This is a genomic window from Pacificibacter marinus (assembly GCF_018860505.1).
Lineage (GTDB): Bacteria > Pseudomonadota > Alphaproteobacteria > Rhodobacterales > Rhodobacteraceae > Celeribacter > Celeribacter marinus_B.
The window spans coordinates 335,739-358,161 of record NZ_JAHKPU010000019.1; the positions used below are offsets into that span (position 1 = coordinate 335,739).

The window sequence follows — 22,423 nt, forward strand, 5'->3', positions numbered from 1 at the left end:
AGCAATGACACTCAGAGGCATTAGGATTTGGCCTGCTTACCGCGTGGCACTTTCAACGGCGGCAACGACACTATCGACTGCCGCGTTCAGCGTTGCCTCAGACAGGCTTTCCGCCATCACACGGATCAAAGGTTCTGTGCCAGATTTGCGGATCAACAGGCGACCATTGCCCATCAGTTTGGCTTCGGCATCGGCAATCGCGCGTTTGACGCCATCGTTATCAAGTGGCGTTTGCCCCGTTGCATAGCGCACGTTTTTCAACAATTGCGGCACGGTTTCAAAGGTTTTGGATAGCTCGGACGCTTTTCTACCCGTCTCGATCATCGCCGCCAAAAATTGCAAACCCGCCAAAAGGCCGTCACCTGTGGTGGCATAATCTGTCATGACGATGTGGCCAGATTGCTCACCCCCAAGATTAAATCCCCCTTGGCGCATGCGCTCAACCACATAGCGATCGCCCACAGCGGTGCGCTCTAAACGCAGGCCTTGGTCCTGCAAATATCGCTCAAGCCCCAAGTTGGACATCACAGTGGCCACCAAAGCGCCGCCTTGTAGCTTGCCCTGATCGGCCCAGCTTTTTGCCAAAAGCGCCATCAATTGATCGCCATCAGCAACTTGGCCGTTTTCGTCCAAAATCATCACGCGATCCGCATCACCATCAAGGCAAATCCCCATATCAGCGCCATGGGCGATCACGGTTTCGGCGGCTGTTTGTGGCGATGTCGATCCGCAATTGTCGTTGATATTGTGACCATTGGGCGCCGTGCCCACAGGGATAACATCTGCGCCAAGTTCCCAAAGCACTTCTGGCGCGGTTTTATAAGCGGCCCCATTGGCGCAATCGACCACGACCTTGAGTCCGGACAAGGTCATACCGCGTGGCAGAGTGCTTTTGATCCGCTCATTATAGCGAAACCGTGCATCATCAACCCGTTTGGCCCGTCCGATATTTCTGGCCTGAGCAGGTTCGATATCTGTCATCAACAAGCGCTCGATTTCCATTTCGGCCTCATCAGACAGTTTAAACCCATCGGGGCCAAAGAACTTGATCCCGTTGTCTTCTGCTGGATTGTGCGAGGCGGAAATCATCACACCGACATCGGCACGCATCGAGGTGGTCATCATTCCAACTGCGGGCGTCGGTACGGGGCCGAGCAAGAACACGTTCATCCCTGTAGAGGTAAATCCAGCGGTCATTGCTGTCTCGAACATATAGCCCGACAATCGCGTGTCTTTACCGATGATCACGCGGTGCGCGCCACCGCCATCACGGCGAAAATACCGCCCCGCAGCGGCCCCAAGTTTCAACGCCATTTCGGCGGTCATCGGGTTTGAATTGGCGCGACCACGCACACCATCGGTGCCAAAAAACTTACGGGACATCTCGGTACTCTCCACTACTCACCGCTTGCCAAAGATCAAGCGCTTGTTTTGTTTGTTTTATGTCATGAACGCGAATGATTTGCACGCCCTGCGCAGCCCCAGCCAAAGCCACTGCGATCGACCCGCCAAGGCGTGCATCAGCTTTGGGTTCCTTGCCTATGGTGCCGATGAATCGCTTGCGCGAGGCCCCAAGTAAGATCGGACAGCCAAGACTGTGAAATAGAGAAATACGGTTCATAATTTGTAAATTGTGATCAATCGTTTTGCCAAAGCCTATGCCGGGATCGATCATGATCTGATCGCGTGCAATGCCTGCGCTCACGGCGACCTCAATGCGGTCATTTAAAAAATCATAGACGTCTAATATCACGTCTGAATAATTGGGATTGTCCTGCATCACCTCAGGGTCGCCCTGAGCATGCATCAAACACACAGGCGCGCCCGCAACTGCGGTCACGCGGGCCAAATCAGGATCATGCGTAAAGGCATAAACATCATTGACCAGTGTGGCCCCAGCTTTAAGCGCCGCCGCGGCCACATCCGCTTTGCGCGTGTCGATAGAGATCGGCACAGCGCAGGCTTGGCGCAGGGCGGCAATCACAGGGGCAGTGCGGGCAATTTCGTCATCAGGCGCAACATAGGCCGCCCCCGGTCGCGTACTTTCCCCGCCAATATCCAGAATATCCGCTCCGGCCTCTATCATCGCAAGCGCATGTTCGATCGCCACATCTGCGCTCTCGAACTTACCGCCATCCGAAAAACTATCGGGCGTCACATTGAGAATGCCCATCAGGTTGATGCGGCTCATATCAAGACCTGCAATATCGGCACGCGGCTTGGTTAAGCGACCCAAGACCTCATTCGGTAGATCCACGGCAGCCATAATGTGAGGGCACGTCTCGCGCGATAGAATTTCGACATGGGTAAACCACAAAGGCCCGCCGGCCAAAACGACAGCCCCCTCAGGACGCGTGTGACCTTGCTGGACCAAGGGGCGGTGATACAAGTTTAGCTTGGACATAAGGCTCCTCACGTCCCTCATATGAGGGCAACCGTTGTCCCATCAAAGGAGGGCAACAGGACCATCAACGTCAAGGGCGCGTGTCGGGATGTTACAGCCCTGTGGCAACTCTTCGCCCATGATCAACAGCTCTGTCGCGCTCAATTCCGACCCCAACCAAGCGGCCATGTCAATCGCAGTCCCCTTTGGTCCGTCAACGGCATCCAGAACCATTTTGGAGGGAGCCCAAACCGACAGTTGATCGTGCTTCATCGCCCAGTCAAGTTCGGTGCGTGAGGCCCGTACCACACAACGCGGGTCACGCGCGGCCAAGGTCCATGCATTTTGTTCAATCGCCAGCAGATCGATCCGTCTTTGGGTCAGTTTGGTCGTGGCTTGCGGCCAAGTCCCATCGGGCAGACCAACCGCAATGATCACCGGCTGACCAAATGCGGCCAGCGCGTCGATCCACGTTGGCAATTGCGATGAAACAATCGCCTGCCCTCCCAAATATACGATCACGGGATGCGGTACAGGCGCGTCGATAGCAGTCGCAAGATTATCCGCTTGGTCATCTGAACGCACGATTTCGACGCCCAAAGCACCGGGCCCACGGTCCAGCTTTTCGATACGCACAAACACCCTAAAGGCACGCGGTTCGGTCAAAATACGTGTTGCGATCCGTTCGGCCAATGTTTCCAACAGGTTTAACCGCTCGGCGGCCAATTCGAATTGGATCGCCTCAGTCAGCGCATCGTAGGACAAAATACGGTCGACATCGTCATCAATAGGCCCCGTCACGGGGGCCAATTCCACAACGATATTAAAACTCACCCGTTGCAAGACACCGCGCTCGGCCTGAAATGCGCCTATTTCAACCTCGACCACAAAGTCGCGCAAAGAAATGCGATCCATCGGCGCGTCGCCTGCCATAGCTGCTGCGCGCGATTCAGGGTGGTCAAAAGCGAGGTGTATATCGGACATCAAGACTGCTCTGGTTGGGCGCAAAGGGCGCGCTATCTTTAGCGCCTTGCTATCGGGTTTGGGCGCTTGCTCCAAGCCCATTATACCCCAAAAACGCAAAACCCCGCCAACAAAGGCGGGGAAAAAACGCAGTCATAGATCAAAGATTAAGCGCGCGGCATTCTATAGAAATAGTGCACGCCAATCGACGCCGTCCGCGGGAAAGCGCGCGCCCAACGTGGGTTGACCGCTTTCGTATGATAATGCGTGGCGCCATCCGTCAGACGACGCGGCGCACCATCAAGCATCAAACGTGCAATTTTACCAAGACGGGTCCAAGATTTTTTCTCGGTGATCACTTCGGCACGCCCGTCACAGGTGTATGTGAACTGACATTGGTACTTTTTGCCCGTCCCTTGATTTATCACACCGCAAACAGAATTCGGAAACTGCGAAGACGAGGCCCGGTTTAGGATCACTTCTGCCACAGCGAACTGACCTTTGACACTTTCGCCGCGCGCTTCAAAATACAAAGCCTGCGTCAAACATTCCCAGTTCTCTCCACCGCTGGCCGCAGGTTGCTCTGCTAAAAACGCGCCTGTGTACTCGACCTGCATCGGGGCCGTTGGTTTGGCCGTGGGTTTGAAATTCGCCAAGACCTGCGCGACGGTGTCAGTTTCGATGGCCATAACGGAATCGCGTTCATGGCTCAAAAGCTGAGAGACCTGAGCGCCAAGAAAGGCGTTTGGATCATTGGAAGTGCTCAAAGTGACGTCTGCCTGTGCCCCAAAGGGCAAAGCAGCGGCCCCAATAAGAGCACTTAGGGCAAGGGTTCTGAGCGTCATTTTCAAAGTCATCATCTTTCCATAGGCGCTCACAAAAGCAGCAAGAGCGCGGTATTTCGGACGCTGACATAGGCTAAATACAAACAAAGGTCCACCCAAGCGCCCAAATGCAAGCGCAGAACGGCCTAAATGGCGCGCTTTCAGTCAATAAAGCGCCATGATAAATTTATTTTTAGCATCAAGGAATCAATCACTTACGTGAAAAATGCGTCGCCTTTTCTTCTGCTGCGACCAATTGTGCCGCTGCCAAGCGCGCCACAGGGACGCGGAAGGGAGAACAAGACACATAATCGAATCCCGCCGCCCGACAAAAGGCGATAGATTCGGGGTTGCCCCCATGTTCGCCACAAACCGACAAGACGATCTTGGGTGAGGCCTTGCGACCTCGCGCAGCACCGATTGTCAAAAGCTCGCCCACACCGTCGACATCAAGTGTGTGAAACGGGTCTTCGGGAAACACACCTTGCTGAACATAAGCGTTCATAAAACGCCCCGCGTCATCACGCGATAAACCGTAAGCCATCTGCGTCAGATCGTTTGTCCCAAATGACAAGAAAGCCGCGTGTTGGGCAATCTCATGGGCACGCAATGCCGCGCGCGGCGTTTCAACCATCACCCCAAGGCGATAGGTGAATTCTGCACCCTTTTCGTTGCGCACAGCGGCAGCGACACCGTCAACCAAGGTCTTGACCAACTCAACTTCGCGCATCGCCGACACCAGCGGGATCATTATCTCAGGCACAACAGGGTCACCCAGCTTCGATGCCTCAATCGTTGCCTCGAAAATCGCACGCGCTTGCATCTCATAGATCTCAGGGAAGGTAATCCCCAACCGCACGCCGCGCATCCCCAGCATCGGGTTGAACTCTGACAACCACTCGATCCGGCGCGTCACGTCAGAGAGCGGTAAATCCAATGCCTCGGCCAATTCCTTGGCCCCTGCCCTGTCTGATGGCAAAAATTCATGCAAGGGCGGATCAAGTAATCTGATGCATACAGGCTGCCCCTGCATGATGCGAAACAGCTCGATAAAATCAGAGCGCTGCATCGGCAACAGCCGCGAGATCGCTTCTTGGCGGTCCTCATGAGTGGCGGCAAAAATCATTTCGCGCATCGCCGTCAAACGGTCGCCTTCGAAAAACATATGTTCCGTGCGACACAGCCCGATACCCTGCGCCTTGAAATCACGTGCCATAGCTGCGTCTGCGGGCGTGTCGGCATTGGCGCGCACATCGATGTCACGAATGGCGTCTGCCCATTCCATCAATTGCAAATACCAATAGTCTTTCGAGGGCGGCAACATTTTGGTCTCGCCGATCAAAGCCTCGCCAGCCGAACCATCGAGCGTGATCATATCGCCCTCGTTCAAGGTCTGCCCGTTTGCGCCCGTAATCGTCTTTTTGCGCGAATTGATCGTCATCGATGCGCCGACAACGCAAGGCACGCCCATGCCCCGCGCGATCACCGCCGCATGTGATGTGACGCCGCCTCGTTCGGTCAAAACGCCCACAGATGAATGCATGCCGCGAATGTCTTCGGGCGCGGTTTCGCGCCGCACCAAGATGCAAGCCTCGCCACGCGCCTCAGAGATTTGTGCCGCTGCCGATGAAAACACCAAACGCCCGACAGCGCCGCCAGGGCTGGCCGCGATTCCTTTGGCAAAAGCCGACCTTGGCGCAGTGCGATCAACTTGTGGATGCAAAAGTTCCGTCAAAGAGCGCGGCTGAATGCGCAGCACAGCGTCGGATTTGGGAATGATACCATCTTCGGCCAATTGCACAGCCGAGCGCAGCGTTGCGCGTGTTGATCGCTGAACACGCACCGCGTCCAAAATAACCAGCTTGTTGTTTTCTATGATAAACTCGACCAGCATCTCTTCGCGTAATTTGACGCGGCACAATTGTGTCATTGTGGTGAGCTGCTCGAACAGCTTCGGGCAATCCACCTCAAGCGAGGGGCCGCGTGTGTCTTGGGTCAGATACATCACGTCTGCCTGATCCGTCAGCGCGCTGCGGCCAATCGCTTGGCGTTTGTAGCGACCGCGAATAAGGGGCGCGCCCGTTTCTTCGTCAATCAGTTGTATAACGCCCGCGCCACTTTCACCGGGACCGACCCCAAGCGACATGGCCTGCACGATCAACCCCAAACCTGCATCCGCTGGGGCACCTTTGGCTTGGCGCAACAAACGTGCTGTTGTGCCCGACCATGCACGCGCCATAGAGCGCAGCACTTTGATCAGTTGCGTATCGACATCTTGCGGAAACGGTTCGTCAGTTTCGTTTTCATAGGCTTCCAGCGCAGATTTCAACGCCTGATGAACAGGCGTCGCACTATCATTTTCGAACTCTTCAGGGTCCAAACGTTCAATATGAATGGCGTAGGCTTGCACAAATCGCAAGTAAAGCGCGTCTGCGGTGTCTGCCCCGTGGGTCGCGGTCAGTTCCGCATGACGGTCTTCGTTCATGCCCACATTCAACATCGCGCCGGGACCGCCCCAATCGGGGTCTTCGCTTGACGGGCGCACAGTCAGCAGTGGCGCGTCCCCAAAGGTTTTCAGCAGGGCAGAGATATCAAGGGGGAGACCATCGGCCAATTTGCGCACCGCATCAAATGACAAGGCCACCGTTTCAGGCACCGGCAAATCAAGGCGCACCAAGCGTTGCAAGCATTTGGCCCGCCCGCCATGCGTATTAACGGCGATTGGTGCCACGCGGCGAATACGGGTATACCCGAGACTGTCATTATTTTGCTGCACTGCGGCGCTCCCTTTGAGGGTACAGATTAAGCGCCTATGGCGGCGGGGCGCAATCAAAACGTGACGCCCCGCGCTGATTTTACACGTTTAACCGTCGAGTTTGGTCAAATCGGCCACCGACAAACAAATGTCGCGAATGCGTCCCAACAGATTCAAACGGTTACGGCGCACCACGGAATTGTCTGAATTGACTTGAACCGCGTCAAAAAAGGCATCCACAGCCCCGCGCATCGCCGCCATGGCCGACATTGCGCCCTCAAAGTCTTCAGCCGCCATTGCAGGTTTGATCGCCGTTTCTGCCGTATCAAGGGCTGCGAACAGTGCTTTTTCCGCGTCGTCTTCGGCGAATTTGATGTCGGGACCGTAAGAGTATTCCACGCCATCTTTGTCTTCGGCCTGCGTCAAAATGTTATTGGCGCGTTTGAACCCTTGGATCAGGTTTGCACCGTCTTCTGTGGCCAGCGTCTGCGACAAAGCGCGGGCACGTTTGACCAGCAAAGTGATGTCGTCAGCCCCATCCATCGCAAGACAGGCATCGATCACATCGTGACGAATGCCTTCGTCTTTGAGGAAGACTTTCAAGCGGTCATGGAAGAAGGAGAGGAGATTAGTCAGAGGATTTGGCAACTTTTTTTCCGAAAGCCAGTCGGCATAACCTTCGAACGAGACATCTCCAGTTCCAAGAACCTCCAGTGACAAATCGAGAACTTCAGTGAAGTCTTCCAATTTATGGAAAAATTCGGCGTTCAGAGTATTCATTTGTTTGCGCGCTAAAACCCTCATTTGTGAATGGATGCAACGCAACAGTGGCAACCGAGCTTCATTCACCAAAATCAACCGAATAACACCCAAAGCCGCACGACGCAGCGCGAACGGGTCCTTCGATCCTGTTGGCTTTTCATCAATCGCCCAGAACCCTGTCAGCGTGTCGAGTTTATCGGCAAGTGCTACAGCAACGGACACAGGGTCTGTTGGCACGTCATCTGACGGACCCAGTGGCGAATAGTGATCGCGGCAAGCGTCAGCCACAGCATCAGAAAGGCCAGCCTTTTTGGCGTAATAGCGCCCCATGATGCCTTGCAGTTCTGGGAATTCATAGACCATTTCAGACGATAGATCGGCCTTGGCGACCTTCGCGGCCAGTTCGGCCTCATCGGCGTCAGCCCCCACAATAGGCGCGATTTCACGGGCCAAAGCAGCAATGCGTCCAATACGATCCGCTTGAGAGCCAAGTTTGTTGTGGAAGGTCACGTTTGAAAGCGGACCAGACATGGCCTCCAGCCCCTCGCGTTCCACAGTGCGGATGTCATTGTCCCAGAAAAACTTCGCATCCGCCAAACGGGCGGACAGAACCTTTTCGTTGCCCGCCAGAATGGTCGCGCCTTGGTCAGCGGTTTCGCGGTTGGCGACGGTGACAAATTTTTCAATGCGCCCCGTGTCGCCACCAGTGGCTTTGGGATTGCGCACGGAAAAGAACTTTTGGTGTTCTTTCATCGAGGTTTGCAGCACCTCTGGTGGCAAGTCCAAGAAATCCGCACCGATGTTGCCCATCAGCACAACAGGCCATTCGACAAGCCCTGCGACTTCGGCCAAAAGGCCAGCATCTTCAACGACTTCCAAACCCTGCGCAAAGGCTTGGTTGGTGGCGTCATGCCAGATGTGATCGGCGCGTTCGGTGGCGTCCAGCATCACATATGCGGATTTAAGCTTGCTGGAGTAATCGTCAAAAGACACCACATCAAAAGCATCCGGCGCCATAAAGCGGTGCCCGCGTGTAGAGCGGCCAGAGGCAATGCCATCAATGTCGAATTCAACAACGTCTGAGCCATCCTCGGCGGACAAGATGCAGATGATAGAGTGCAAAGGACGCACCCATTTCAGCGAACCTGAGCCCCAGCGCATGGCTTTTGGCCAAGGGAAGTTGCGGATCGCTTTTTCCAACACTTCGGCAATGATAGGGGCTGCGGCGCGGCCTTGCTTGGTGATTTTGGCGACATAGAATGTGCCTTTTTTCTCTTCCACCGTGCCAAGGTCTTCTTTGGCGACACCAGCGCCGCGCAAGAAACCAGCAAGCGCTTTTTCGGGCGCATCAATCCGCGGGCCTTTGCGCTCCTCGACCGTGGTGGGGCTTTCCGCCAAGAGGCCCTCAACCGACAACGCCAAGCGGCGCGGCGTGGCGAAAGCGCCAGCAGAGGCATAGGTCAGACCCGCCTCGACAAGTCCGTTGGTGACCAGTTTTTTCAAATCCTCAGCGGCGCGTTTTTGCATCCGCGCGGGGATTTCCTCAGAGAACAGTTCAATCATAAGATCGGGCATAATGGTGTTCCTTTAGGCTTACTGACCAGCGTTTGCGGCTGGGGCTGGTGGACAGCCTTCGGGTGCGGGTTCACCGTCAAAGACGGTCGCGCCACACGTATTGATTTGATGCCACGCGAACGCGCGACCATCGGCATAAACGGCCAAAACGCGGTCGATGCCGTAAACGATGTTTTCGGTGCCCATAAAGGCCATAGCAGCACCACTTTCCAGATCGGCCTCAAGCGTTTTGGCGTCGAAACAGCCAAACCAGCTGGGCGCGGTCAAAGGTGTGGGGGCGGCATGGGGTTGAAATGTTTCGGTCATCATCGCCTGCGACAAGGGTGTTTTGAAACAAGAACGGTATTTGATCGGCGAAGTGTCGGCATCAATGCCTTCGAAATCTTCGGCCAAAATGTCCTCAGACACGCCATCGAATGTGGTCGCAGACACCACAGCGGCAGGCGAGCTGACTTCGATCGGATCGTAGTAAGCATAGACTTGGCTGTAGTATAAAAACCCGCCAAATATCGCGGCTGTTGCTAAGATCCCCCCTGACACGATGGAGCCCTTCATTCGGCGGCCTCGGGCATATAGCCCCCAGCTTTGGTCTGCACAAACGCATCAGCACAGGCTTTAGCGAGCGTGCGCACGCGGCCGATATAGGCTTGGCGTTCGGTGACAGAAATCACGCCGCGCGCATCCAAAAGGTTAAAGATATGTGAGGCCTTGATGCATTGGTCATAAGCGGGGTGCGCCATGATGATGCGCTTGCCAGTTTTGGGATCATCCGCAGGCACGGACAGCAAAGCGTGACATTCGGCCTCGGCCTCTTCAAAGTTTTTGAGAAGCTTGTCAGTATTGGCCGCATCAAAGTTGTGACGGGCGTATTCTTCCTCGGTCTGTTTGAACACATCGCCATAGGTCAGCGGTGTGGGCGAGGACGGGTCATTGAATGGCATATCCATCACATGATCCACGCTGAGGATATACATCGCCAAGCGCTCAAGCCCGTAAGTCAATTCGCCAGAGACAGGCGTGCAATCATGCCCGCCGACCTGTTGGAAATAGGTGAACTGCGACACTTCCATACCGTCGCACCAAACTTCCCAGCCAAGCCCCCATGCGCCAAGTGTTGGCGATTCCCAATCGTCCTCGACAAAACGGATGTCGTGCAGCTCGGCATCGATACCGATGGCTTTAAGTGAGCCTAGGTAAAGCTCTTGCAGGTCTTTGGGGCTGGGTTTGATCACCACTTGGTATTGGTAATAATGCTGCAAGCGATTGGGGTTTTCACCGTAACGGCCATCTGTCGGGCGACGCGAAGGCTGCACGTAAGCGGCGGCCCAAGGGTTTGTGCCAAGCGAACGCAGGGTCGTCGCAGGGTGAAACGTCCCCGCGCCCACTTCCATATCGTAGGGCTGCAAAACAGCGCAGCCTTTTGTGGCCCAATAAGCCTGAAGTCTAAGGATGATCTCCTGAAAGGAGCGCGGTTTATCAACTGTCTGCGACATGGGGTTCCCTTGCCAATCTTATGTCAGGCCAGCGCCAAAGGGACGCGCGCCGATGATCTGGAATGCGGGTTTTAAATAGGCAAGCCACGCGGGGGCGTCAATCGAAAGCCACCTCTGCACCGCCTCTTTGCGGCGCTTTGCTAAGATAGTTTCGCCAAGAGTGGCCATCCGACCCGTCATTTACACGCATCTCACGGAAAACCATCAAAAACGCGTATCAACATATTGACCTTAAGGACGGTCTGCTTTCTTGTCCTACCCGAAGAAAAAGAGCGGAATGCTCACACAGGACGCAGGGTTTTATATGACACGTTATTTTGTTGCTCTCCAAATGGGGCTTGTTGCCTCGCTTTATTCAGGCACAGCACTCGCCGACGCTTGGGTCCAAATCGAGGCACAGCCCTCTTTGACCACAGCCACACAATCCGCTCGAACTTATTCAGGTACATTGCCAAACGTCGTGGGTTTTAAACTGGCGGGACGTTGGCACGCCATTGCACTTGGACCTTATGCAGATGATGGGGATGCGGAAGCGGCCCGTCGCTCTTTGCGTGCCCAAGGCCTCATCCCAAGCGACAGTTTCATCGTGGATGGCTCAAACTTTCGCCAACCCTTTTGGCCGGTTGGCGGCGCGGCAGCGTTAACGCCTGCCGCCCCTGTCGAGGCCCCAGTCGCCACGGCACCAGCGCAAGCCTCAGCCTCCCCCGAGGCTGTGACCATCGCCCCCGCACGCGAAGAAACAGTGGCTGAAGCCCGTCGGTCCGAAAGCACATTGGATCGCGCTGGCCGCGAAGAATTGCAAGTCGCATTGAAATTTGCTGGCTTTTACAAATCCACCATCGACGGATCATTCGGGCGCGGCACGCGCGGATCGATGTCCGCATGGCAAGAGTCCAAAGGCTATCAATCCACTGGCGTTTTGACCACAGCGCAGCGTGCAGAGGTTGTCGGCACCTATCGCGCCTTCGTTCAAAGCCTCGGCCTTACACCTGTGAACGATGAGGTTGCGGGGCTTATGATCGACTTGCCATTGGGCTTGGTCGAATTTGATGCCTACGCGCCGCCGTTTGCCAAGTACAAATCAAAAGACGACAGCGGTGTTGAAGTTCTGTTGATTTCGCAATCCGGTGACGAGGCCACACTGGCAGGCCTGTATGAGATCATGCAGACACTGGATATCGTCCCCTTGGAAGGCCCAAGATCACGCAAAGCCTCAAGCTTTACCCTGACAGGCACTGACAACACCTTGAGCTCAACCACAGAAGCACGCCTGCAATCGGGTCACGTCAAAGGCTTTATGCTGATTTGGCCCAATGGGGACGACCAGCGCCGCGATATGGCACTGGACGCGATGCGCAATTGGTCTGCCACAGACGCCGTGCTACCTGATGCCTATGGCGATGGTGCAGCACAAGACATCAATCTATTGGCGGGCTTAGAGATTCGTCGCCCCGACAAGGTAGGGTCCGGGTTTTACGTTGATGGCCAAGGGCATGTTCTGACATCTTCTTCAGTTGTCGAACAATGCACCAATATTACCTTGGATGACATCTATTCTGCCAAAGTTGTGGCAAATGAAAACGGTATGGCCCTGCTGTCACCGGATGATGCGCTTGCGCCGCCGACCCATGCAGGTTTCGACATGCGCTTGCCGCGCCTGCAGTCCGAAATTTCTGTTTCAGGATATGCTTATGGCGGGCGTCTAGGGGCGGCCTCTTTGAACTACGGTATTATGCAAGAACATGTGGGACTGGCGGGCGAAACCGATGTGTTGCGCTTGTCTTTGACAGCTTTGCCAGGGGAAATCGGCGGGCCAGTGTTGGCGACAACCGGCGGTGTGGTTGGCATGCTTGCTCCGACACCAGACACAGGCCGCGCTCTGCCAGATGATGTTGCTTTTGCTCATGATATGGAAAAGATCGCGGTGTTTTTGTCAGGTAATGGCGTAACAATGACCGCGTCGGAAAACACCAGCGATATGTCAGATGCGCAATTGGTGTCTACTGGCCGTGATATCACCGCTTTGGTGAGCTGCTGGAACTGACCGCAGATCGAAGCGCATTCAATCAGCCTTAAAAAAAGCCCCGCAGACAATCGTCTTGCGGGGCTTTTTTATGAAACCTTTGATAGGTGGTCGCCATAGATCAGCGACATATATCTTAAGTGCGCCAAAACCGAATGGTGAACAGTGCGAAGACCGACATAACCTCAAGACGCCCCACCAACATCGCAATCGCCAATATCCATTTCGCGGGATCGTTGAGCGTCGCATAATTGCCCGCAGGACCGATAATATCGCCCAGCCCCGGACCGATACAGGCCAAAGCCGTTGCCGCGCCAGATATAGCCGTCACGAAATCAAGCCCTGTCGCGGCGAGTGCAACAGCCGTTATCCCAAGTGACACAATAAACAGGCTAAAAAAGGCCATGACAGACGAAAGCACATCTTCCGATATCGGCCGTCCCTGATATCGCGGGGAAAAAATGCCATGTGGTGAGTGAATCTTGCGGATTTGCGCCCGCACAGAGGCGATCAAAAGCTGGTAACGAAAGATTTTGACAGAGCAAGCTGTCGATCCCGCACAGCCCCCAATCAACCCGATGAAAAAGAACCCCACAGACGGGAATGCGCCCCAAAGCTGATAATCAACCGAAGCATACCCCGTGCCCGAAATGATCGAGACCACGTTGAACAGACCTTCGCGCACAGAATGTTCCAAATGATCCCCGTTGGCGATCAGTCTATAGGCGGTGAAAACCCCGACAAAGGTAAAGATCACACCAAGATAAGCATGAATTTGACTGTCGCGCCACAGCGGCTTGGCTGTGCCTTGTAAGAGCTGCACGTAACGCACAAACGGCAAGGACGCGAGAATCATGAACACCGCAGCCACATATTCAGCGGGGCCTTGAAACGCGCCGAATGAGGCATCATGGGTCGAAAACCCGCCAGTCGACATCGTGGTCAACGCATGATTCAACGCGTCAAACGCAGGCATACCCACGATGATATAACACAGGTAACACAGCAGCGTCAGAACGACGTAGATACTTGAAATGCGATTGGCGATTTGTGCGGCGCGTGGCAGGACTTTTCCATCCGTATCAAAGGCTTCGGTCCTAAAAATCTGCATCCCCCCCACACGCAGTTCAGGCAAGAATACCATAGCGACAACAATGATACCGACGCCGCCAAACCATTGCAGCATAGACCGCCACAACAATATCCCAGGTGGCAATTCATCCAAACCCGAAAAGACCGTGGCCCCTGTCGTTGTCACGCCAGACATGGCTTCAAAAAATGCATCTGTCAGCGAGGCTTCGGTCACGCCCAACATGAACGGCAAGCCGCCAAACATCGGCAATGCAATCCATATGGCTGTTGTTAATAAGAAAATCTGTTGAATAGACAGGCGGTCCGATACGCCATTGGAACAGGCCAGCGCAATAGAGCCTCCGCCAACAAAGGTGATCACCCCTGATGCAAAAAACACGGCCCAGTCGCCACTACCAGCCCACAGGTCAACGCCCATAGGAATGAACATGGTCAAGCCCAAGGCAGCCACAAGCAGGCCAATAACATATCCGACAGGTCTAAGATCGTTCATTCGGCAAGGCTTGGCTTTTGATCGCGGCCAAGTCAAGCCACGAGTGGAAAAGATGCCCATGTGCCCCCGCACAACCATCTCATTGCTTGAAACTGTTGCAACGCTACGCCGCACACAGGGCAACAGGATGATCACATCCACATTCAGCACCGTCTAGGCATTGGGCCATATGAAGGTGTGGGCAACTCGTAAATTCAAAAGGTTTTGGATAGGTTGCGACCCCAGCTGCAGATCACTTATCCAACATGGAACAGTGTGCTGAACAGTTTGGGGTCAAGGCTGGCGGCAGCAAAGGTCTCGCCTTCGGTCAGCACGGATACAGCATCGTGCGAATGCAGGCTTTCTTGATGCGACGCCACCACGCGAAAATCACCGATGCGCCCCTCGCCCTGCAAGGCCTCGCAAAACAATCGCGCCGCATCTTCGACAAAGATCGGATTGGCCGCATTCAGTTCGGCAAAGGCTTGTTCATCTTCGCGTTTCACCATGACTTGAGTTTCTGTTGCCACAGCAGAGCGGCACAGATCGATCAAGTCCTCGAACCATAAACAGGTCTGGTTTGGCAAAACCTCAACCGAAATCCGCGCCACAGAACGTTGCGAATGCGGCGTCGCCAATTGCTGACGCGTGGCGCGCGCATGTTCGGAAAGTTCAAGCGAGCAAGGGCAAGTAGAGCTATAAACATAGTCCAAATGCATGATTTTGCTACGCACGCCTGCACGTTCCACCAGCTCCAGTGCGATATCGTAATATTGATATCCCTCAAGGCCAGAGCGCAGAGATGGCACTTTCATCGGGAAAGAAAACCGCATTTGAATGCGCGCATCAAAGCTGTCAAGATCAGAGATATAATCATCCAGCGCGGCCTCAATCACATCAAACGAAAACGTCCGTTCGGCATGTTTGTAATAGGACCGCATGATCCGCGACATATTGATACCTTTTTTCTCGGCCTCAAGCGATACCGTGCCCGTCACCGATGTCTCAAGCGTCAAGTCGCCGCCTTCACGGGTGTGAAATCTAATCGGCAGACGAAAATTAGAAATGCCCACATGTTGAATATGTTGTTTGGCGCCCTTGATCAGGCTTTCAGGGCCGTTTTGCAAATCCGGCAAGGTGTCACGGTAGGCTTCATCAACAGAAAAATCTTCTGGATAAGCACGGCGCAACGCAGGGTAATTGGCCAAATCTTGCGCTTCAGGCAAAAGCCTCGCAATCGCGGGGTCAAGCTCGGCCACTTCTGTGGGCGTCGAGGACCGCGCCCAATCGCGCAATGCCTCAAGTGCCGCCTCAGCAGCCGCGCGTTTGGCGTCTTTATCCATATGGCTTTCACGAATATTCATGAGCTTTTCCCCTCAGAGACCCGTTTGATATAAGCCTTTTGCGCCAATATACAAAGGGTACGCGCCCGCGATGCATTTAGGTCATTTTTGGCGCGCAGAAGGCACCGCGCGCCAAGTCAAACTAGATTTGATCCAAAGCGGCCAACAGATCCGCAATCAAATCATCTGCATCTTCTAGCCCCGCAGACACGCGCACCAAACCAGGTGAAATACCCAAGGTGGCTTTTTGCTCGTCCGGCAAACGCGCATGTGTGGTGGTTGCAGGGTGCGTGGTGATGGATTTAGCGTCGGCAAAGTTATTGGAAATTGTGAAAATCTCCAGCGCGTTCAAAAACTTGAAACAGGCGTCTTTGCCGCCTTTGACGTCAATCGCCAAAACAGTGCCCGCACTTTCGCCTTGGGACTTTGCTAGCTCATATTGTGGATGCGCAGGATGCGTTGGAAACCGCACGGCATTCAATTTTGGATGCCCATCAAGGGCTTCTGCAATCGCCATTGCGGTGCTTGATTGTTGACGCACACGCAGATCAAGCGTTTCCAAAGATTTGAGTTGCACCCAAGCATGAAACGGACTCATCGCGCCGCCGGAGTGTTTGAGGTAGGCCTCAATCGGACCACGGATCAGATCACGTGAGGCGGCAATAATACCGCCCAAAACGCGCCCCTGCCCGTCCACATGCTTTGTGGTGGACACAACCGCAACATCCGCACCACAGTTTTGTGCATAGGAAAAAATCGGTGTCGCCATAGCATCGTCGACCACAACCAAAGCGCCTTTGGCATGGGCCAGATCACAAACATGTTTCAGGTCGATCACTTCTAAGGTCGGGTTGGAAATGCTTTCCAAGAACACCAGTTTTGTATCATCGCGAATGGCGGCGTCCCATGCGGCTGCGTCGGTACCGTCTACCAATGTGATCTCAACACCGAACCGCGCCAGCACGTCTTCGAGAATGTACAAACATGAGCCGAACAATGCCCTTGAGGACACAACATGATCGCCAGCCTTGAGCAACGCCATCAATGCACCGTTTACAGCCGCCATGCCAGAGGCACAGGCAAAGGCATCCTCGAATCCCAAAATAGACGCCATGCGATCTTCGAACATCCGCGTGGTTGGGTTGCCGTAGCGCGCGTAAATGAATTCGTCTGATCCAACTTCGATGAAACGCTGCTCAGCAGCTTCAGCCGTGTCGTAGACAAACCCTTGGGTCAAAAACATCGCCTCGGACACTTCGCCATACTGCGACCGACGGGTGCCATCGTGCACCAGTTTCGTGCGCATTTTCCAATCTGATTTCGCCATTTTAGGCTCCTTCGCATTCAAAAAAACCCCCGTAGTGACCCACTGGGGTACCAGCGTGATCAAGAGCGGGGGTCGCATAAGCGTCTCGTCCTGACCTCTTTAGCGGTGTGTTTAAAGGTACGTTTTAACAACTGCACCAACGTGGCCCGCAATCCGGTGAACAAATCGCCACGTGCTTGAGGTTTTGGTACCCAGAGGCGGCGGCCCTGTCAATATATGACACGGAAACTTTGGGGGTTGGCGGCTATGCATTCCCGGTAAATGCGTAAAAGTTTCAATGCGTAACGCCGATGTAATGAAACCTTCACGGATTTGATGCATCCTCGATCCATTCTCAAATAGACAGACGACACGCCCCAGCGGTTTTGCCTCTGGACGCCTTTTTCCAGAACTTGCCGCTTGGATGGCCACTCAAGGAGCGCGCCTATGCCTTTGCTGAGCCTCAATTTGGTCGATGGAACCCCCGAATTGGATGGGGGCGGATCTGCACATAGCGCGCTGCAAACCGCGCTGAAAGCCTTGCCCAAAGACGCGCCGATTGTGATTTGCATCCACGGATATAAATTTTCGCCATTGGATAAAACGCAGTCTCCTCACCAACATATTCTGTCGCTCAATCCGTCAAAACCGTGCTGGAAAGCCATGAGTTGGCCGCGGCATCTGGGATTTGGGCGTGGGATGGAAAACGAAGGGCTGTGTATCGCTTTAGGCTGGGCCGCGACGGGCAGTATTTGGCAGGCATATTCGACCGCGCGTCTGGCTGGGAATGCAACGGCCAAATTGATCGACATGATGGATCGCCCCGTCCATTTGGTTGGGCATTCGCTTGGCGCACGCGTGGCATTGCGCGCTTTGGCTTGCGCAAAGGCAGGGATGATCCGGCGGGCTATTTTGCTCGCCGCCGCCGATTTTCGCAGCCATGCGATACAGGCATTGGCCAGCCCTGCGGGTCAAACGGCTGATATCATCAACATCACCTCGCGCGAAAATGACCTTTATGATGCCTTGCTGGAGCGGCTTATTGGGGGCGCAGAAAAATCTGATACAGCTTTGGGCATGGGGCTTGATGGCGCTGCGCACAATTGGATTGATGTGCAGATAGATGACGAAAAAACCTTGAATAAGCTGCACGGGTTTGGGTTTAAAATTGCCGCCCCCAATCGCCGTATTTGCCATTGGTCAGCCTATGTGCGCCCCGGTGTGTTTGCATTTTACACCGCTTTGATCCGCACGCCGGATTTACTACCCGCAGGGCTATTGAGATCACAACTATCCCAAGAATGCACCCCACGGTGGTCACGACTTATTGCATGGCCGAATACGCATATTTCCTTGCCATTCATCAAAAAGGCGACATTCTAACTCCAAAAGGAGTCATTATGTCCAATCCCATCGATCTTTATTTTTGGCCAACGCCGAATGGTTGGAAGGTGTCCATCATGCTCGAAGAGCTGGGCCTGCCCTACAACACCCATTACATCAATATCGGCGCAGGGGATCAGTTTGCGCCGGAGTTTTTGGAAATTGCCCCCAACAATCGTATGCCCGCCATCGTCGATCCTGATGGCCCCGATGGCGCGCCGATTTCGATCTTTGAAAGTGGTGCGATCTTGCAATATCTGGCCCGTAAAACAGGCCAGTTCTGTGGCCCGACGCAACGTGACCGCATCGCAGTGGATCAATGGTTGATGTGGCAAATGGGCGGACTTGGCCCGATGGCAGGACAGGCGCATCACTTTTTGAAATACGCCCCCGCGATGGATCCCCCCAACGATCTGCCTTATGCTAAAGACCGCTATCGCAATGAAACCGCACGGCTTTATGGTGTGTTAGATCGCCAATTGGCTAAATCAGAATATGTCGCTGGTGATTTCTATTCCATCGCGGATATGTCGATTTGGGGTTGGGCCAGCTTGTGGGAAGGCCAGCAGCAAACGCTGGATGACAAACCGCATATGGCCCGTTGGCTTGACACCATGGCTGCACGTCCAGGCGTTATCAGAGGCCGCGCTTTGGGCGCTGAGAAACGCAAAGATGCGACGAAAGATAAAGACGCGTTGAAAAACATGTTCAACAAAAAGCCTTAGCCGCTCAGAGCATCCCTCACGCAAAAGCGCACAGAAATGAATTTCTGTGCGCTTGTCGTTTGAAATAACTTAAAAGGCGGCGTTTATGACGCGTCTTTATCATCGGGATCAATGCCATCCGCTTCAATGGTGTGACGCGACAAAAGGCCTGATTGGGTCATGAAAAACCCGAACATCACGATGGGCAAGCCAAAGGTTTTGAACTGGACCCACGTCTCTGTCGACAGATTGCGCCAGATCAATTCATTCGCCACGGCCAACGCCAGAAACAACAGCGTGATCCGCAGGGTCAGCTTCATCCAGCCCGTGTGATCCATGGGCATCATTTCCCCCATCACCACACGCAAATAGCTTTGCCCACGCAGCAAACCAAACCCGAGGATACCTGCGAACAGCGCATAAATCATCGTTGGTTTCATTTTGAAAAACCGTTCGTCATTCAGGAAAATCGTCAAGCCGCCAAAGACCGTCACAAGCACCAGTGTCATGATTTGCATCGCCGACAGTTTACCCGTCAAACGCCACAGCACAAATGTGGACAACATCAAAAGCGGTACAAACAATGCGGTCATCGCGATGAAGCCTGTGTAGGTCTCGCCTGCCACGACAAACTCGCGATCTTTGAGCACAATAAACCCAACGAAAAAGGCCAGCACAGGCCCCATTTCAAGGGCTGTTTTGACCCAAGGTTTCACATTCTTTTCCGTCATGCTGCGTCCTTCACGTTATCCGCCCATTTCCACTATCACAGCACCAAGAGCGATCAAAGCCATGAGCGCCAAACGCCGTGGTCCAACTTTTTCTTTCAACACCAACCAGCCGATCAAGGCCGCAAAGACGGTGGAGGTTTCCCGCAAGACTGCCGCTTCGCCGACATTGTCCAAACGTGTCGCCAACATGATGAAACCAAAGGAAAAATAAGCGATAACACCGCCCAAAAGCCCTCGTTTCATCAAAGGCAAAAGATCAGGCCGATCTGTCATGCGACGATAGCGGACAGCCGCAATGAGTGGCATCACAAATCCGTCAAGAAAGAAAAACCACGCCAGAAACGTAAACGGATCCGCAGTCGCGCGAATGCCGTAAGCGTCATATGTGGTGTAGAGCGCCACAAAACCGCCCGTCAAAATGGCCAGCATCAAAGCGGGCACCATCGTGTCACGCCCAACGGTGATCGTGCGCAGATTATACACGGCCAAACCAAAGATACCTGAGATCAACACCCCCACGCCGATCCATTGCTGAACAGAGAAATGTTCACCAAATACAAAGCCAGCGCCAATCACGGTGAACAAAGGCCCCGTGCCACGCACCACCGGATAGACGACCGTATAGGCTCCCTTTGAATAGGTGTAGCCTTGGGCGATTTTATAACCGGTGTGGATGACAAACATGCCTGCAAAAATCAGCCACATATGCGGCTCCGGCCAAGGCACGACAAAAAGCGCAAAAGGCGCTGCGATCAGACCATAACAAAAATCCATCGCCCCGCGTGACAACCACGGATCGTGACGACCTTTTTGCAAGGCACCAAAAAACGCATGTAAAATGGCAGCAGAAATCGCCAAGATCAGCGCCAGTTGATGCCCAAGCTCGGTGCCCTCTAATGACGTGATCCAATGGCCCATCAGCGACGCGCGTTACGCGGCAAGGCGTCGGGGACGCTGCGGTAAGCCTTCAAAATCAGCGGCAGGATTGGTGATCAATCGTCCATCCGCGCCTTCGATAAAGGGTATGCTGTCATCCAGATAACTGTCTGTGATCAACTGTTCTTCGAGCGCCGTGATGATAAAATTCGTGCGATAATCCGGCAAAAGCCCGACGCCAAACACCCGCAGTTGAATGTCTTCGCGCTCGGGGTCCAACACCAACATCGCCGTGCCGACAACACGGGAGCCATCCAAAACAACCATTTCAGAAAAAAGCTGACGATCATCAGGCCAGTCTTCTTCGGTTTGGGATGGGCACAGCGCATGGTCGTAAAACAAATCTTGCATGGCTTCGCGGCGTTCCACGACATCGCCCTCGGACACCCAATTGTCGGGGCCTATGGCTTTACGAATCTCGAGCATCATTCCTCCAAGCCCATCAAGGCTGCGGCAAAATCTTCGGGATCAAAAGGCGCGAGATCATCGATCTGTTCGCCCACACCAATCGCATGGATCGGCAGACCAAATTTATCGGCCAAGCTGACCAAAACACCGCCTTTGGCTGTGCCGTCCAGCTTGGTCATCACCAAACCAGTGACATCGGCAAGCTTTTGAAACACCTCAACTTGGTTGAGCGCATTTTGCCCCGTGGTAGCATCAAGCACCAACAATGTGTTATGTGGCGCGCTTGGGTCTTTTTTCTGAATGACGCGGACGATTTTTGACAATTCTTCCATCAAATCCGCACGATTTTGTAGGCGACCAGCCGTGTCAATCATCAACAAATCTGCGCCGATTTTTTGCGCCTCGGTCATGGCATCAAAAGCAAGCGAAGCAGGATCGGACCCTTCTGGGGCCGTCAAAACAGGCACACCCGCGCGCTCTCCCCAAACTTGTAATTGCTCGACAGCCGCTGCCCTAAACGTATCACCCGCCGCGATCACAACCGATTTTCCAGCCGCACGAAACTGCGAAGCCAGCTTGCCGATGGTCGTGGTTTTACCCGAGCCGTTGACACCAACAACCAAAACCACTTGTGGGGTCTTTTGGTAAATTGGCAAAGGTTTGGCGACAGGTTCCATGATCCGCGCAATTTCGCGCGCCATCAGGTCTTTGATCTCTTGTGCAGACAGTTTTTTACCAAACCGCCCTTCGGCCATCGCTGCTGTGACACGCATCGATGTCTCCACCCCCATATCCGTGGTGATCAGCAATTCTTCAAGCTCTTCGAGCATCTCATCGTCAAGCACGCGACGCGCGGCTGCAGGGTTAACTTTGCGCCCAAGCATCCGCCCCAAAAGGCCAGGTTTGCTCGGCGCAGCATCCTCAACAACGGGCGCGATTGTGATGGGGGTCACTGTTTCAAGTGGAGCTGGCTCAGGCGTCTGATCCGCAACCGGTTCAGTCTCGTCACTTTTCGGATTTGCAATATCTGGCGTTGCCTCATCAGAGGTATCGACGGCAGGCAAAATCGCCTCGTCCTGCGGTGAAACAGGGGCGGTTTCTTGCGTTGCGTCTTTGACAATCGCCTCTAATCCCTCGTCCAACTTGGACGAAGTTTTCAAAAGACGATTTTTGAGCTTTCCAAACAGAGACATGGACACCCACCTTTCCAGATTTTGCAGACTTAATGCCGAATCCCTTTGGATGGAAGAGCAAGCCAACGGTGATGCGT

19 protein-coding genes are annotated in these 22,423 nt (G+C 54.1%); 3 read left to right on the forward strand and 16 right to left on the reverse strand.

What is annotated here, in order from left to right:
* Window positions 1-36: 36 nt before the first annotated feature.
* From glmM to KO503_RS06855, 9 genes are all read right to left on the reverse strand, one after another.
* Window positions 37-1,383 carry a phosphoglucosamine mutase gene (gene glmM, locus KO503_RS06815; protein ID WP_215990788.1) on the reverse strand — a complete coding sequence of 449 codons (1,347 nt, stop codon included), beginning with the start codon at window positions 1,381-1,383 and terminating at the stop codon, window positions 37-39.
* Window positions 1,373-2,404 carry a dihydropteroate synthase gene (gene folP, locus KO503_RS06820; protein ID WP_215990789.1) on the reverse strand — a complete coding sequence of 344 codons (1,032 nt, stop codon included), beginning with the start codon at window positions 2,402-2,404 and terminating at the stop codon, window positions 1,373-1,375. Before folP ends, glmM begins: the two co-directional genes overlap by 11 nt.
* A 42-nt stretch (window positions 2,405-2,446) precedes the next feature.
* Window positions 2,447-3,370 carry a dihydroneopterin aldolase gene (locus tag KO503_RS06825; protein ID WP_215990790.1) on the reverse strand — a complete coding sequence of 308 codons (924 nt, stop codon included), beginning with the start codon at window positions 3,368-3,370 and terminating at the stop codon, window positions 2,447-2,449.
* A gap of 143 nt (window positions 3,371-3,513) precedes the next feature.
* Window positions 3,514-4,191: a cell wall hydrolase gene (locus KO503_RS06830; protein ID WP_252730967.1), complete on the reverse strand. Its 678-nt coding sequence runs from the start codon at window positions 4,189-4,191 to the stop codon at window positions 3,514-3,516.
* Window positions 4,192-4,381: 190 nt separating this feature from the next.
* Window positions 4,382-6,946, reverse strand: a complete 2,565-nt coding sequence (locus tag KO503_RS06835) for a putative PEP-binding protein (protein ID WP_215990792.1) — start codon at window positions 6,944-6,946, stop codon at window positions 4,382-4,384.
* A gap of 87 nt (window positions 6,947-7,033) precedes the next feature.
* Window positions 7,034-9,262, reverse strand: coding sequence for a glycine--tRNA ligase subunit beta (gene glyS, locus KO503_RS06840; RefSeq protein WP_215990793.1), 2,229 nt, complete (start codon window positions 9,260-9,262; stop codon window positions 7,034-7,036).
* 18 nt (window positions 9,263-9,280) lie between these two features.
* Complete coding sequence (locus KO503_RS06845; RefSeq protein WP_215990794.1) at window positions 9,281-9,817, reverse strand: DUF6446 family protein; 537 nt, start codon at window positions 9,815-9,817, stop codon at window positions 9,281-9,283.
* Window positions 9,814-10,755, reverse strand: a complete 942-nt coding sequence (locus KO503_RS06850; RefSeq protein WP_215990795.1) for a glycine--tRNA ligase subunit alpha — start codon at window positions 10,753-10,755, stop codon at window positions 9,814-9,816. Before KO503_RS06850 ends, KO503_RS06845 begins: the two co-directional genes overlap by 4 nt.
* An 18-nt stretch (window positions 10,756-10,773) precedes the next feature.
* The gene (locus KO503_RS06855; RefSeq protein ID WP_215990796.1) at window positions 10,774-10,923 is read right to left on the reverse strand and encodes a hypothetical protein; all 150 of its coding nucleotides are present in this window, start codon (window positions 10,921-10,923) and stop codon (window positions 10,774-10,776) included.
* Window positions 10,924-11,059: 136 nt separating this feature from the next.
* Between KO503_RS06855 and KO503_RS06860 the strand changes: the two genes are divergently transcribed.
* Complete coding sequence (locus KO503_RS06860; RefSeq protein WP_215990797.1) at window positions 11,060-12,799, forward strand: serine protease; 1,740 nt, start codon at window positions 11,060-11,062, stop codon at window positions 12,797-12,799.
* 115 nt (window positions 12,800-12,914) lie between these two features.
* Here the strand turns inward: KO503_RS06860 and KO503_RS06865 are convergent, their stop codons facing one another.
* The 3 genes from KO503_RS06865 to KO503_RS06875 all read right to left on the reverse strand — a co-directional run bounded on the left by KO503_RS06865 (window position 12,915) and on the right by KO503_RS06875 (window position 17,012).
* Window positions 12,915-14,363, reverse strand: coding sequence for a TrkH family potassium uptake protein (locus KO503_RS06865; protein WP_215990798.1), 1,449 nt, complete (start codon window positions 14,361-14,363; stop codon window positions 12,915-12,917).
* 236 nt (window positions 14,364-14,599) lie between these two features.
* Complete coding sequence (gene folE2 / locus KO503_RS06870; protein WP_215990799.1) at window positions 14,600-15,706, reverse strand: GTP cyclohydrolase FolE2; 1,107 nt, start codon at window positions 15,704-15,706, stop codon at window positions 14,600-14,602.
* A 121-nt stretch (window positions 15,707-15,827) separates the two neighbouring features.
* On the reverse strand, window positions 15,828-17,012 hold the full coding sequence (locus tag KO503_RS06875; RefSeq protein WP_215990800.1) for an aminotransferase class I/II-fold pyridoxal phosphate-dependent enzyme: 1,185 nt from the start codon (window positions 17,010-17,012) through the stop codon (window positions 15,828-15,830).
* A gap of 426 nt (window positions 17,013-17,438) precedes the next feature.
* Here KO503_RS06875 and KO503_RS06880 point away from each other — a divergent pair, with 426 nt between their 5' ends.
* Both KO503_RS06880 and KO503_RS06885 read left to right on the forward strand, forming a co-directional pair.
* On the forward strand, window positions 17,439-18,374 hold the full coding sequence (locus KO503_RS06880) for an alpha/beta fold hydrolase (protein WP_215990801.1): 936 nt from the start codon (window positions 17,439-17,441) through the stop codon (window positions 18,372-18,374).
* 17 nt (window positions 18,375-18,391) lie between these two features.
* Complete coding sequence (locus KO503_RS06885) at window positions 18,392-19,099, forward strand: glutathione S-transferase N-terminal domain-containing protein (protein ID WP_215990802.1); 708 nt, start codon at window positions 18,392-18,394, stop codon at window positions 19,097-19,099.
* An 83-nt stretch (window positions 19,100-19,182) separates the two neighbouring features.
* On the opposite strand, the gene KO503_RS06890 is transcribed toward KO503_RS06885, so the two are convergent.
* Genes KO503_RS06890 through ftsY form a run of 4 tightly spaced genes read right to left on the reverse strand, consistent with a single transcriptional unit; the run spans window position 19,183 to window position 22,346 of the window.
* Entirely contained in the window at window positions 19,183-19,809 is a 627-nt protein-coding gene (locus KO503_RS06890) for an inner membrane-spanning protein YciB (protein WP_215990803.1), read from the reverse strand.
* 15 nt (window positions 19,810-19,824) lie between these two features.
* Complete coding sequence (locus tag KO503_RS06895) at window positions 19,825-20,727, reverse strand: DMT family transporter (protein ID WP_215990804.1); 903 nt, start codon at window positions 20,725-20,727, stop codon at window positions 19,825-19,827.
* Window positions 20,728-20,739: 12 nt separating this feature from the next.
* A complete protein-coding gene (locus tag KO503_RS06900; protein WP_215990805.1) occupies window positions 20,740-21,174 on the reverse strand; it encodes a hypothetical protein in 435 nt (144 codons plus the stop codon).
* A complete protein-coding gene (gene ftsY / locus KO503_RS06905; RefSeq protein ID WP_215990806.1) occupies window positions 21,171-22,346 on the reverse strand; it encodes a signal recognition particle-docking protein FtsY in 1,176 nt (391 codons plus the stop codon). The genes KO503_RS06900 and ftsY overlap by 4 nt, the downstream gene beginning before the upstream one ends.
* Window positions 22,347-22,423 lie beyond the last annotated feature (77 nt).